Origin of the sequence: Pseudomonas sp. SH10-3B, assembly GCF_019891415.1 — a bacterium.
Lineage (GTDB): Bacteria > Pseudomonadota > Gammaproteobacteria > Pseudomonadales > Pseudomonadaceae > Aquipseudomonas.
Genome location: NZ_JAFLXD010000031.1, coordinates 18,967 through 32,055 on the forward strand (window position 1 = coordinate 18,967; position 13,089 = coordinate 32,055).

The window sequence follows — 13,089 nt, forward strand, 5'->3', positions numbered from 1 at the left end:
TGGGTCCGGGCCTGTATTGGGGCTCAACGAGTTTGGTCGGGCTCAGGAGGGTCTGGCTGAACGTCCTTAAGAGTGCAAAGACTTATGGCAAAGCGTGACTATTACGAAGTATTGGGTGTGGAGCGCGGCTCCAGCGAGGCGGACCTGAAAAAGGCTTACCGTCGCCTGGCAATGAAGCACCACCCGGACCGTAATCCGGATAGCAAAGAATCCGAAGAGATGTTCAAAGAGGCCAACGAGGCCTACGAATGTCTGTCTGATCCCAACAAGCGTGCGGCCTACGACCAGTATGGACATGCCGGTGTCGATCCGAGCATGGGTGGCGGCGGTGCCGGTTTTGGTGGTCAGAACTTCTCCGATATTTTCGGTGATGTATTCAGTGACTTCTTTGGTGGTGGTCGGGGTGGTCAGCGTGGTGGTGCCCAGCGTGGCAGCGACCTGCGTTACACCCTGGAGCTGAACCTGGAAGAAGCTGTGCGCGGCACCAGCGTCAATATTCGCGTGCCGACGCTGGTTAACTGCAAACCGTGTGATGGTTCGGGGGCCAAGAAAGGCTCCTCGCCGATTACTTGCCCGACGTGCGGCGGTATCGGTCAGGTCCGTATGCAGCAGGGTTTCTTCTCCGTGCAGCAGACCTGTCCACGTTGCCATGGGCAGGGCAAGATCATTTCCGATCCGTGCGACTCCTGCCACGGCGAAGGTCGCGTCGAAGAGTACAAGACCTTGGCGGTGAAAGTGCCGGCGGGCGTGGACACCGGAGACCGTATTCGTCTGTCGGGTGAGGGAGAGGCCGGTACTCAGGGTGGTCCAACTGGCGACCTGTACGTGGTGATCAATGTGCGCGAGCACTCGATCTTCCAGCGCGACGGCAAGCACCTGTTCTGTGAAGTGCCGATCAGTTTTGTCGATGCTGCCTTGGGTGGCGAGTTGGAGATCCCTACTCTCGACGGTCGAGTGAAGCTCAAGATCCCTGAGGGGACGCAGACCGGCAAGCAGTTCCGTATCCGTGGCAAAGGCGTAGCTCCGGTGCGCGGTGGCGGTGCTGGCGACCTGATGTGTCGCGTTGCGGTGGAGACCCCGGTCAATCTGGGTCGTCGTCAGCGTGAGCTGCTTGAGGAGTTCCGCAGTTCACTGGAGGGGGATGACACCCATTCGCCGAAAACCACTGGCTTCTTCGAAGGCGTGAAACGTTTCTTCGGTGACCTGTAAGGAAGTGAATATGCGACGTATAGCCGTAATGGGCGCTGCCGGGCGCATGGGCAAGACGCTGGTCGAAGCGGTGCAGCAGCGTTCCCCGGCCTCTGGGCTGACTGCTGCGATTGTGCGTCCCGGCAGCACGTTGATCGGTGCGGATGCTGGTGAGTTGGCTTCGCTGGGGCGTATCGGTGTTTCGTTGTCCGGCAATCTGGAGCAGGTTGCTGACGAATTCGATGTGTTGATCGACTTCACCCTGCCGGAGGTGATGCTGAAAAACCTCGCGTTCTGCCGCAAGGCGGGCAAGGCGATGGTGATCGGTACCACGGGTTTGACTGCTGAGCAGAAGCAGTTGCTGGTCGAGGCGGGTAAGGATATTCCTGTCGTCTTCGCTGCCAACTTCAGCGTTGGCGTGAACCTGTCGCTCAAGTTGTTGGATATGGCGGCGCGCGTGCTGGGGGATGAGGCGGATATCGAGATTATCGAGACTCATCACCGCCACAAGATCGATGCTCCGTCGGGGACGGCGCTGCGCATGGGTGAAGCTATTGCTGATGCGCTGGGGCGTGATCTGTCCAAGGTGGCGGTTTACGGTCGCGAAGGGCATACCGGTGCGCGTGCGCGTGACACCATTGGTTTTGCGACCGTCCGTGGCGGTGATGTCGTAGGCGATCACACGGTATTGTTCGCTACCGAGGGCGAGCGCCTGGAAATTACTCACAAGGCTTCCAGTCGCATGACATTCGCCAAGGGTGCGGTGCGTGCAGCGCTCTGGTTAGAAGGTCGCGAGCCTGGTCTGTACGACATGCGCGATGTGTTGGATCTGCACTAATCAGTAGCTAAAACAGGGCCTCAGGATTATCCTAAGGCCCCGTTTTTACCCGCTAAGCGACGCCCTGTCGCATTCTCCTGCCTTTAAGGCTCATTAGCGGTGGACCAAAAAAGCCTTTTTCTGTAAGCTACAGCTTTAGTGTGTCCACTAAAAGCGCGCAGAATAATTCAGTGAAGAAGCGGGGTGACGTGTCCATACGTCACTCCGCTTTTTTACAACCTGCGATCGCCCTTTCAGGCTTTATTTACGGGAGGTCTTCTTGACTAAGCCAGCCATACTCGCCCTTGCTGATGGCAGCATTTTTCGCGGCGAAGCCATTGGAGCCGACGGTCAGACCGTTGGAGAGGTGGTGTTTAACACCGCCATGACCGGCTATCAGGAAATCCTTACCGATCCTTCCTACGCCCAACAGATCGTTACCCTGACCTATCCGCACATCGGCAACACCGGTACTACGCCGGAAGACGTCGAGTCTGATCGTGTCTGGTCGGCAGGTCTGGTCATTCGTGATCTGCCACTGGTTGCCAGCAACTGGCGTAACACAATGTCGCTGTCCGATTACCTGAAAGCCAACAACGTTGTGGCGATCGCCGGTATCGATACGCGCCGCCTGACTCGCATCCTGCGTGAAAAGGGCTCGCAGAACGGCTGCATCATGGTCGGTGACAATATTTCCGAAGCCGCGGCGATTGCTGCAGCCCAAGGCTTCCCTGGCCTGAAAGGCATGGACCTGGCGAAAGTTGTCAGCACCAAGGAACAGTACGAGTGGCGCTCCACGGTCTGGGACTTGAAGACCGACAGCCACGAGACTATCGAAGCGGCTGACCTGCCCTATCACGTGGTCGCATACGACTACGGCGTCAAGTACAACATCCTGCGCATGCTGGTCGAGCGTGGTTGCCGCGTAACCGTGGTGCCGGCGCAAACACCTGCCTGCGATGTGCTGGCCCTGCAACCTGACGGTGTGTTCCTGTCCAACGGCCCGGGTGATCCTGAGCCTTGTGACTACGCCATCCAGGCTATCAAGGAAGTGCTGGAAACCGAGATTCCGGTATTTGGTATCTGCCTCGGTCACCAACTGCTGGCGCTGGCCTCCGGCGCCAAGACCCTGAAAATGGGTCATGGCCATCATGGTGCCAACCATCCTGTGCAAGATCTGGACACGGGCGTTGTGATGATCACCAGCCAGAACCACGGTTTTGCGGTGGATGAAGCGACCTTGCCGAGCAATGTCCGCGCGATTCACAAGTCGTTGTTCGACGGTTCCCTGCAAGGCATCGAGCGTACTGACAAGAGCGCGTTCAGCTTCCAGGGCCACCCTGAAGCAAGCCCGGGCCCGAACGACGTAGCGCCGCTGTTCGACCGTTTCATCAATGAGATGGCCAAGCGACGCTGACTGAGCGGCCTGCGGGCGGCCCCTGCATTGGTGGCCCCCGCAGGCTCTTCGAAGATTGTTCAAGACGGCTTGCCGACTGACCTGCGGATTTGAGTGACAAACCCATGCCAAAACGTACAGACATAAAAAGCATCCTGATTCTCGGCGCTGGCCCGATTGTGATCGGCCAGGCCTGCGAATTCGACTACTCCGGCGCCCAGGCCTGTAAAGCCCTGCGCGAAGAGGGTTACCGCGTCATCCTGGTGAACTCTAACCCGGCCACCATCATGACCGATCCGGACATGGCTGACGCCACCTACATCGAGCCGATCAAGTGGCAGACGGTTGCCAAGATCATCGAGAAAGAGCGCCCAGACGCACTGCTGCCGACCATGGGCGGCCAGACTGCACTGAACTGCGCCTTGGACCTGGAGCGCGAAGGCGTCCTGGAAAAATTTGGCGTAGAGATGATCGGCGCCAACGCTGACACCATCGACAAGGCTGAAGACCGTTCGCGCTTCGACAAGGCCATGAAGTCCATCGGCCTTGACTGCCCGCGCTCCGGTATCGCCCACAGCATGGAGGAGGCCAACGCAGTTCTCGAAAAGCTGGGCTTCCCGTGCATTATCCGTCCGTCCTTCACCATGGGCGGCACCGGTGGTGGCATTGCTTACAACCGTGAAGAGTTCGAAGAAATCTGCGCGCGTGGCCTGGATCTGTCGCCGACTAAAGAGCTGCTGATCGACGAATCCCTGATCGGCTGGAAAGAGTATGAAATGGAGGTTGTCCGCGATAAAAAGGACAACTGCATCATCGTCTGCTCCATCGAAAACTTCGACCCGATGGGTGTCCACACTGGCGACTCGATCACCGTTGCTCCGGCACAGACCCTGACGGACAAGGAATACCAGATCATGCGTAACGCCTCGTTGGCGGTATTGCGTGAGATCGGCGTTGAAACCGGTGGTTCCAACGTTCAGTTCGGCATCTGCCCGAACACAGGCCGCATGGTCGTGATCGAGATGAACCCGCGTGTATCGCGTTCTTCGGCGCTGGCATCGAAAGCTACCGGCTTCCCGATTGCACGTATCGCCGCCAAGCTGGCCATCGGTTACACCTTGGACGAACTGCAAAACGAAATCACGGGCGGCGCTACGCCGGCGTCTTTCGAGCCGTCCATCGACTACGTCGTGACCAAGTTGCCACGCTTTGCTTTCGAGAAATTCCCGAAAGCCGATGCGCGCCTGACCACTCAGATGAAGTCGGTCGGTGAAGTCATGGCTATCGGCCGGACCTTCCAGGAATCCCTGCAGAAAGCCCTGCGTGGCCTGGAAGTGGGTGTTTGCGGTCTGGACGAGAAGCTTGACCTGAGCAACCCGGAAAGCATGAGCGTTCTCAAGCGCGAGCTGACCGTGCCGGGCGCCGAGCGCATCTGGTACGTAGCCGATGCTTTCCGTGCCGGCATGACCGTTGAAGACATCTTCGGCATGAACATGATCGATCCGTGGTTCCTGGTGCAGATCGAAGATCTGATCAAGGAAGAAGAGAAGGTCAAGACCCTCGGTCTGTCGTCTATCGACCGCGACCTGATGTTCCGCCTCAAGCGCAAGGGCTTCTCCGACCAGCGCCTGGCCAAGCTGCTGGGTGTGACCGAGAAGAACCTGCGCACGCATCGCCACAAGCTGGATATCTTCCCGGTCTACAAGCGCGTTGACACCTGCGCCGCCGAGTTCGCCACCGACACTGCGTACCTGTACTCCACCTACGAGGAAGAGTGCGAAGCCGCACCGTCGGGCCGCGACAAGATTATCATCCTGGGCGGTGGTCCTAACCGTATTGGCCAGGGCATCGAATTTGACTATTGCTGCGTACACGCCGCCCTTGCGCTTCGCGAAGACGGGTACGAGACCATCATGGTCAACTGCAACCCGGAAACTGTTTCCACTGACTACGACACTTCCGACCGTCTGTACTTCGAGCCGGTAACGCTGGAAGACGTGCTGGAAATCTGCCGCGTCGAGAAGCCAAAAGGCGTGATCGTCCAGTATGGCGGCCAAACCCCGCTGAAACTGGCACGTGCCCTGGAAGCCGCTGGCGTACCAATTATCGGCACCAGCCCTGACGCCATCGACCGTGCCGAAGACCGTGAGCGCTTCCAGCAAATGGTTGAGCGCCTGAACCTGCGTCAGCCGCCAAACGCCACCGTGCGCAGCGAAGACGAAGCCATCCGTGCGGCCAGCAAGATCGGCTACCCGTTGGTGGTGCGTCCGTCCTACGTGCTGGGCGGCCGGGCGATGGAAATCGTCTACGAAGAAGAAGAGCTCAAGCGTTACCTGCGTGATGCGGTGAAAGTGTCCAACGACAGCCCGGTGCTGCTGGACCACTTCCTCAACTGCGCCATCGAGATGGACGTGGATGCGGTTTGCGACGGTACCGACGTGGTCATCGGCGCAATCATGCAGCACATCGAACAGGCGGGCGTTCACTCTGGTGACTCCGCGTGCTCGCTGCCGCCGTATTCGCTGCCGGCGCACATCCAGGATGAGATGCGCGAACAGGTCAAGAAAATGGCCCTGGAGTTGGGCGTGGTTGGCCTGATGAACGTACAGTTGGCGCTGCAAGGCGAAGACATCTACGTCATCGAAGTCAACCCGCGTGCTTCGCGTACCGTGCCGTTTGTTTCCAAGTGTATCGGTGTGTCCCTGGCGATGATCGCTGCTCGTGTGATGGCCGGTAAGACCCTGAAGGAAATTGGCTTCACCAAGGAAATCATTCCGAACTTCTACAGTGTGAAAGAGGCTGTGTTCCCATTCGCCAAATTCCCTGGTGTGGACCCGATCCTGGGCCCAGAGATGAAGTCCACCGGTGAAGTGATGGGCGTGGGCGATACCTTCGGTGAAGCGTTCGCCAAGGCGCAAATGGGCGCCAGCGAAGTGCTGCCGACCGGCGGTACTGCGTTTATCAGCGTGCGCGATGATGACAAGCCGTTGGTTGCAGGCGTGGCACGTGATCTGATCAACTTGGGCTTTGAAGTCGTGGCGACTGCCGGGACCGCCAAGCTGATCGAGGCGGCTGGCTTGAAAGTTCGCCGCGTGAACAAGGTGACGGAAGGCCGTCCGCATGTGGTCGACATGATCAAGAATGACGAAGTCACACTGATCATCAACACCACCGAAGGTCGCCAGTCGATCGCGGATTCCTACTCCATTCGCCGTAATGCCTTGCAGCACAAGATCTACTGCACCACCACCATTGCTGCTGGCGAAGCTATCTGCGAAGCGCTCAAGTTCGGTCCGGAAAAGACCGTGCGTCGCTTGCAGGATCTACACGCAGGATTGAAGGCATGATCAAATACCCAATGACCGTCCAGGGCGCCAAGGCCCTGGAAGAGGAGCACGCCCATCTGACCAAGGTCGTACGTCCAAAGCTGAGCCAGGACATCGGTACGGCCCGCGAGCTGGGTGATTTGAAGGAAAACGCGGAATACCACGCTGCTCGCGAGCAGCAGGGTATGGTCGAGGCGCGGATCCGTGACATCGAAGGCCGTATGCAGAACGCGGTGATCATCGACGTCACGACTATCCCGCACACCGGCAAGGTGATTTTCGGCACCACCGTGGAAATCGCCAACGTCGAGACCGACGAAAGCGTGGTCTACCACATCGTGGGAGAGGACGAGGCTGACTTCAAGCTCGGCAAGATCTCCGTCGGCTCACCCCTGGCTCGTGCCCTGATCGCCAAGGAAGAGGGTGACGTGGTGTCTGTAAAAACCCCAGGTGGCGTGATCGAGTACGAGATTGTTGAAGTTCGTCACATCTGAAAGGCGGCGCCCGCTTCGCGCGGGCACTATGCTTTGGCAGCTCTCCCAGATGCTTTGGGTGGGCGGCCTGTGGTTGTTGCACATAGGTGTATTACCGGCGCTGGGCCTGATTGGCCTGGCTCCGTTGCTGATCGATGAGATCGATGGATTATTGAGTGCGCTGCTGGTGGGTTTCGCGGCGGCGTGCGTAGCGCTTCAGGTGTTGGTGCTGGTCAGGGCTGAAGGCTTGGAGAGTTTGTGGCGGGATATTCGCGGCCAACTGCTGTTGATGGCGCTGTACGCGTGTGCAATGTATTGCGTTGTGCATGTGTGGTTGCCGGAAGCGTTGCGCTGGCAGTTGTTCAGCTATCTTGTGCTAGGGTTTTCCGGCCTGGTGCTGGTTATACAGCCGGCGCCGGGATGGAGTGGCGGGGCGCGCGAAGCACGCCCGTGACCCTTTTTATTACTTGAAGCGGTGTACGTTCGACAGTTGCTTGTTGACGCTGAAGTTCTTGCGATACAGCAGCGCCATCTTGCCGATGACCTGAACCAGGTCTGCCTTGCCCACCTTGCAGAGTTCTGCAATAGCGGCCAGGCGCGCTTCGCGGTCAAGGATGTTGACCTTGATCTTGATCAGTTCGTGATCGCCCAATGCGCGTTCAAGTTCGGCTAACACACCTTCAGTCAAACCGTTGTCTGCCACAATCAGAACTGGTTTCAGATGGTGGCCAATGGATTTGTACTGTTTCTTCTGCTCTTGAGTGAGCGGCATAATCTGACCCCTGCGTCTGATCTTGTAAAAAGCGGCGGCCAGTTTACCCGAGCGAGTCCGGGACCGCCCAGTTAATCACGACCCGTTTTATTTTCGAGGTGGCCCGTGGCCCGTTCCAAAACTAGCCTTAAGTGGCTGCAAGAGCATTTCAACGATCCTTACGTCAAAAAGGCGCAGAAGGATGGCTATCGTTCCCGGGCCAGCTACAAGCTGTTGGAGATCCAGGACAAGGACAAATTGATTCGTCCAGGCATGAGCGTTATCGATCTTGGCGCGGCCCCCGGTGGTTGGTCCCAGGTGACCAGTCGTCTGATTGGTGGGCAAGGTCGCCTGATCGCTTCCGACATTCTGGAAATGGACAGCATTCCGGATGTGACCTTTGTTCATGGAGACTTTACCCAGGACGCGGTGCTCGCCCAGATTCTTGAGGCTGTGGGAAATTCGCAGGTAGACCTTGTGATTTCCGACATGGCCCCCAATATGAGTGGATTACCGGCCGTTGATATGCCACGCGCCATGTTCCTTTGCGAATTGGCGCTGGATTTGGCAGGTCGGGTGTTGCGTCCCGGTGGTGATTTTCTGGTGAAGGTGTTCCAGGGAGAAGGTTTCGACGAGTACCACAAGAACATTCGCAAGTTGTTCGATAAGGTGCAGACGCGTAAGCCTGACTCTTCTCGGGATAGGTCCAGAGAGCAATACCTGCTGTGTCGCGGCTTCCGTGGCGTCGAAGGCGCGGCGAGTGAAGAGCGTTTTTGAGAAATTCGAGGAGGGCGATAGGTTTTTTTATATCGCTTTCGTCACGAAGCTTTACGAATATTGTGTAGTCAAAGTTTCACAAAGGGTTACAGACGGCGCCTGCCAGAGTTGTAGGTAATGTAGTAAGTTAGGCCGGTGAATATCATGCGAAGCGCGCGCCAGTAGCGGAGCTTGCTTCAGAGGGTAGTTAATTGAACGATATGGCAAAGAATCTGATCCTGTGGTTGATCATCGCGGCTGTCCTCGTGACGGTGATGAACAACTTCTCCAGTCCTAACGAGCCGCAGACCCTCAACTATTCCGACTTCATCCAGCAAGTTAAGGATGGCAAGGTCGAGCGCGTAGCGGTTGATGGCTACGTGATCACCGGCAAACGCAACGATGGCGACAGCTTCAAGACCATTCGTCCGGCAATTCAGGACAACGGTCTGATCGGCGACTTGGTGGATAACCATGTTGTTGTCGAAGGCAAGCAGCCTGAGCAGCAGAGCATCTGGACTCAACTCCTGGTGGCCAGCTTCCCGATCTTGGTGATTATCGCCGTGTTCATGTTCTTCATGCGCCAGATGCAAGGTGGTGCGGGAGGCAAGGGTGGGCCGATGAGCTTCGGCAAGAGCAAGGCTCGCCTGCTCTCTGAGGATCAAGTGAAAACGACCCTGGCTGACGTGGCGGGTTGCGACGAAGCCAAGGAAGAAGTCGGCGAGTTGGTTGAGTTTTTGCGCGATCCGGGCAAATTCCAGCGACTGGGTGGGCGTATTCCTCGTGGCGTGCTGATGGTCGGTCCTCCGGGTACCGGTAAAACGTTGCTAGCTAAGGCGATTGCCGGCGAAGCCAAGGTGCCGTTCTTCACCATTTCCGGTTCTGACTTTGTTGAAATGTTCGTCGGTGTCGGTGCGAGCCGCGTCCGCGACATGTTCGAACAGGCCAAGAAACATGCGCCATGCATCATCTTCATCGATGAAATCGACGCCGTTGGTCGGCATCGTGGTGCTGGCATGGGCGGCGGTCACGATGAACGTGAGCAGACCCTCAACCAGTTGCTGGTCGAGATGGATGGTTTTGAGATGAATGACGGCATTATCGTCATCGCTGCAACCAACCGCCCGGACGTGCTGGACCCTGCGCTGCTGCGTCCAGGTCGTTTTGACCGTCAGGTTGTGGTTGGCTTGCCAGATATCCGTGGACGCGAACAAATCCTGAAAGTGCACATGCGCAAAGTGCCGATGGGCGACGACGTCGCACCGGCTGTGATTGCCCGTGGTACCCCTGGGTTCTCGGGTGCTGACTTGGCCAACCTGGTGAACGAGGCTTCGCTGTTTGCAGCCCGTACCGGTAAGCGCATCGTTGAAATGAAAGAGTTTGAGCTGGCGAAAGACAAGATCATGATGGGTGCCGAGCGCAAATCCATGGTCATGTCCGAAAAAGAGAAGCAGAACACTGCTTATCACGAAGCCGGTCACGCCATTGTGGGGCGCGTCGTACCTGAGCATGATCCAGTTTATAAAGTGTCGATCATTCCTCGTGGTCGCGCCTTGGGTGTCACCATGTTCCTCCCGGAAGAGGATCGTTACAGCCTCTCCAAGCGTGCGCTGATCAGTCAGATTTGCTCGCTGTACGGCGGTCGAATCGCTGAAGAGATGACCCTGGGCTTCGACGGTGTGACCACTGGGGCTTCCAACGACATCATGCGTGCCAGCCAGATTGCGCGAAACATGGTGACGAAGTGGGGCTTGTCGGAAAAACTCGGTCCTTTGATGTACGCCGAGGAAGAAGGTGAAGTATTCCTGGGTCGTGGCGGCGGTGGTCAAAACGCCAGTTTCTCCGGTGAGACAGCCAAGCTGATCGACTCTGAGGTGCGCAGTATCATTGACCAGTGCTATGGCACGGCCAAACAGATCCTGACCGATAATCGCGACAAGCTTGATGCAATGGCTGATGCATTGATGAAGTACGAGACGATCGATGCAGACCAGATCGATGACATTATGGCCGGTCGGGTACCTCGTGAACCTCGTGATTGGGAAGGTGGTTCGGGTACTTCGGGCACCCCGCCTGTGGTTCAGAACGAACGCCCTGAAACCCCGATCGGTGGCCCGGCAGCTGACCATTAAGGTTTGAAATGACTTTTGTTTCGTCCTCCCCCCGGTTGCCTTGCGGCAACCGGGTTCTTGATTTGGCCCATACACATGTTATGGGTATTCTTAATGTAACCCCTGACTCCTTTTCCGATGGTGGCCGCTTCAGCCAGCTTGATGCTGCATTGCGTCACGCAGAAGCCATGGTGGCGGCCGGCGCGACCTTGATTGATGTCGGTGGTGAATCGACTCGGCCTGGTGCTCGCGTTGTTTCTCCTCTGGAAGAGTTGGAGCGCGTGGCGCCGATTGTCGAGCGCATCGCTCGAGAGTTGGATGTGATTATTTCGGTTGATACCTCCACCCCTGCCGTGATGCGTGAGACTGCTCGATTAGGTGCCGGCTTGATCAACGATGTCCGGTCCCTGCGGCGCGACGGCGCTCTGGATGCAGCTGCAGCTACCGGTTTGCCGGTGTGTTTGATGCATATGCTGGGTGAGCCCGGCAATATGCAGGACAACCCGCACTATGATGACCTGGTTGGTGAGGTGAGTGGTTTTCTCTCCGAGCGTGTTGCTCAATGCGCTGCGGTAGGTATTGCGCCGGAAAGGATCATCCTTGATCCGGGGTTTGGTTTCGCCAAGACCCTGCAACACAATTTGAGTTTGTTCAAACACATGGAGTCCTTGCATGCCCTTGGTCGGCCCCTGTTGGTCGGTGTTTCGCGCAAGAGCATGATAGGGCTGGCATTGAGCCGTCCGGTGGGTGAGCGGTTGTACGGCGGTCTTGCGCTGGCGGCGCTTGCGGTGACCAAGGGTGCGCGCATCTTGCGCGTGCATGACGTTGCTGAGACCGTGGATGTGGTACGCATGATTGCAGCTGTGGAATCAGCCGAATAAGAATGATGGAGCACTTATGACTAAAAAATACTTTGGCACCGACGGTATCCGTGGTCGGGTCGGCGAGTTTCCGATTACTCCTGATTTCATGCTCAAGCTTGGATGGGCGGCGGGTATGGCGTTCCGTAGCATGGGGGCGTGCCGCATCCTGGTGGGCAAGGACACCCGAATTTCGGGATACATGTTTGAATCAGCGCTTGAGGCCGGCTTATCCGCCGCAGGCGCCGATGTAATGTTGCTGGGGCCAATGCCGACGCCGGCGATTGCATACCTGACGCGTACCTTTCACGCTGAGGCCGGTATTGTGATCAGTGCTTCGCACAATCCACATGACGACAACGGCATCAAGTTCTTTTCCGGTCAGGGCACCAAGTTGCCGGACGAGATTGAGCTGATGATCGAAGAATTGTTGGATGCGCCGATGACCGTGGTCGAGTCCAGTAAGTTGGGCAAGGTGTCCCGAATCAACGACGCGTCAGGTCGTTATATCGAGTTCTGCAAAAGCAGTGTGCCAACCAGCACTAATTTTGCCGGCCTGAAGATTGTTGTCGACTGCGCCCATGGTGCGACCTACAAAGTCGCGCCAAGCGTATTCAAGGAGCTGGGGGCGGACGTGACAGTGCTGTCGGCTCAGCCCAACGGATTGAACATCAACGAAAACTGCGGCTCCACCCATATGGAGCAGTTGCAGGCCGCTGTCCTGGCCGAGCATGCCGACCTCGGGATTGCCTTCGACGGTGACGGCGACCGCGTGCTGATGGTTGATCACACGGGTGCCGTGGTCGATGGCGATGATCTGTTGTTCATCATTGCCCGCGACCTGCATGAGCGTAACAAGCTGCAAGGCGGTGTCGTCGGTACGCTGATGAGCAACCTTGGGCTTGAGCTGGCGTTGGCAGACCTGGGTATTCCTTTTGTTCGTGCCAACGTCGGTGACCGGTATGTGATCGCCGAGCTGCTGGAGCGTAACTGGCAGGTAGGTGGCGAGAACTCCGGGCACGTGGTGTGCTTCCAGCACACGACCACCGGTGACGCGATTATTGCGGCGTTGCAGGTGCTATTGGCCTTGCGCCGCCGCGAAGAGAGCCTGGCTCAGGCGCGCCAGGCTTTACGCAAGTGCCCGCAGGTATTGCTTAACGTGCGTTTCGCAGGCGGGGAAAACCCGATTGAGCATCCTGCTGTGAAAGAGGCTTGCGAGCGCGCGACGTTGGCAATGGCTGGTCGCGGACGGGTATTGCTGCGCAAGTCCGGCACAGAGCCTCTGGTGCGCGTTATGGTAGAAGGTGACGACGAAATACAGGTTCGCGGCCATGCCGAAGACCTGGCAAAACTGGTAACTGAAGTTTGCGCCTGAATTCGGCTTGCCAGTGGTGATGTGGTTGGGTAACAT

Annotated in this window: 11 protein-coding genes; 10 read left to right on the plus strand and 1 reads right to left on the minus strand. The window is 57.5% G+C overall.

Going from position 1 to position 13,089, the window contains the following annotated elements; all coding sequences use genetic code 11:
- Positions 1-84: 84 nt before the first annotated feature.
- From dnaJ to J1G35_RS21070, 6 genes are all read left to right on the plus strand, one after another.
- Positions 85-1,209, plus strand: a complete 1,125-nt coding sequence (gene dnaJ / locus J1G35_RS21045; protein WP_053137818.1) for a molecular chaperone DnaJ — start codon at positions 85-87, stop codon at positions 1,207-1,209.
- Positions 1,210-1,219: 10 nt separating this feature from the next.
- Positions 1,220-2,026, plus strand: a complete 807-nt coding sequence (gene dapB / locus J1G35_RS21050; protein ID WP_053137815.1) for a 4-hydroxy-tetrahydrodipicolinate reductase — start codon at positions 1,220-1,222, stop codon at positions 2,024-2,026.
- A 259-nt stretch (positions 2,027-2,285) separates the two neighbouring features.
- Complete coding sequence (gene carA, locus J1G35_RS21055; RefSeq protein WP_223015926.1) at positions 2,286-3,422, plus strand: glutamine-hydrolyzing carbamoyl-phosphate synthase small subunit; 1,137 nt, start codon at positions 2,286-2,288, stop codon at positions 3,420-3,422.
- Between the two features lie 104 nt (positions 3,423-3,526).
- Complete coding sequence (gene carB, locus J1G35_RS21060; protein WP_053137812.1) at positions 3,527-6,748, plus strand: carbamoyl-phosphate synthase large subunit; 3,222 nt, start codon at positions 3,527-3,529, stop codon at positions 6,746-6,748.
- Positions 6,745-7,221 (plus strand): transcription elongation factor GreA, encoded by a 477-nt coding sequence (greA, locus tag J1G35_RS21065; RefSeq protein ID WP_053137809.1) that lies wholly within the window; start codon positions 6,745-6,747, stop codon positions 7,219-7,221. Before carB ends, greA begins: the two co-directional genes overlap by 4 nt.
- Positions 7,222-7,249: 28 nt before the next feature.
- Complete coding sequence (locus J1G35_RS21070; protein WP_223015927.1) at positions 7,250-7,654, plus strand: MFS transporter; 405 nt, start codon at positions 7,250-7,252, stop codon at positions 7,652-7,654.
- 9 nt (positions 7,655-7,663) lie between these two features.
- Here the strand turns inward: J1G35_RS21070 and J1G35_RS21075 are convergent, their stop codons facing one another.
- Complete coding sequence (locus J1G35_RS21075; RefSeq protein WP_017139256.1) at positions 7,664-7,972, minus strand: YhbY family RNA-binding protein; 309 nt, start codon at positions 7,970-7,972, stop codon at positions 7,664-7,666.
- 105 nt (positions 7,973-8,077) lie between these two features.
- On the opposite strand from J1G35_RS21075, the gene rlmE reads away from it, so the two are divergent.
- The 4 genes from rlmE to glmM all read left to right on the plus strand — a co-directional run bounded on the left by rlmE (position 8,078) and on the right by glmM (position 13,053).
- Positions 8,078-8,728, plus strand: a complete 651-nt coding sequence (gene rlmE, locus J1G35_RS21080; protein WP_032862906.1) for a 23S rRNA (uridine(2552)-2'-O)-methyltransferase RlmE — start codon at positions 8,078-8,080, stop codon at positions 8,726-8,728.
- Positions 8,729-8,928: 200 nt separating this feature from the next.
- Entirely contained in the window at positions 8,929-10,839 is a 1,911-nt protein-coding gene (gene ftsH / locus J1G35_RS21085; RefSeq protein ID WP_053137803.1) for an ATP-dependent zinc metalloprotease FtsH, read from the plus strand.
- Positions 10,840-10,847: 8 nt separating this feature from the next.
- On the plus strand, positions 10,848-11,699 hold the full coding sequence (gene folP, locus J1G35_RS21090) for a dihydropteroate synthase (protein WP_223015928.1): 852 nt from the start codon (positions 10,848-10,850) through the stop codon (positions 11,697-11,699).
- A gap of 16 nt (positions 11,700-11,715) precedes the next feature.
- Positions 11,716-13,053, plus strand: coding sequence for a phosphoglucosamine mutase (glmM, locus tag J1G35_RS21095; RefSeq protein ID WP_053137798.1), 1,338 nt, complete (start codon positions 11,716-11,718; stop codon positions 13,051-13,053).
- Positions 13,054-13,089 lie beyond the last annotated feature (36 nt).

What these genes read in the sequence shown, in the direction of transcription:
- folP (WP_223015928.1), top strand. Translation starts at nt 10,848, where the DNA reads ATGACTTTTGTTTCGTCCTCCCCCCGGTTGCCTTGCGGCAACCGGGTT.
- dnaJ (WP_053137818.1), top strand. Translation starts at nt 85, where the DNA reads ATGGCAAAGCGTGACTATTACGAAGTATTGGGTGTGGAGCGCGGCTCC.
- greA (WP_053137809.1), top strand. Translation starts at nt 6,745, where the DNA reads ATGATCAAATACCCAATGACCGTCCAGGGCGCCAAGGCCCTGGAAGAG.
- carB (WP_053137812.1), top strand. Translation starts at nt 3,527, where the DNA reads ATGCCAAAACGTACAGACATAAAAAGCATCCTGATTCTCGGCGCTGGC.
- ftsH (WP_053137803.1), top strand. Translation starts at nt 8,929, where the DNA reads ATGGCAAAGAATCTGATCCTGTGGTTGATCATCGCGGCTGTCCTCGTG.
- J1G35_RS21075 (WP_017139256.1), bottom strand. Translation starts at nt 7,972, where the DNA reads ATGCCGCTCACTCAAGAGCAGAAGAAACAGTACAAATCCATTGGCCAC.
- J1G35_RS21070 (WP_223015927.1), top strand. Translation starts at nt 7,250, where the DNA reads ATGCTTTGGCAGCTCTCCCAGATGCTTTGGGTGGGCGGCCTGTGGTTG.
- dapB (WP_053137815.1), top strand. Translation starts at nt 1,220, where the DNA reads ATGCGACGTATAGCCGTAATGGGCGCTGCCGGGCGCATGGGCAAGACG.
- glmM (WP_053137798.1), top strand. Translation starts at nt 11,716, where the DNA reads ATGACTAAAAAATACTTTGGCACCGACGGTATCCGTGGTCGGGTCGGC.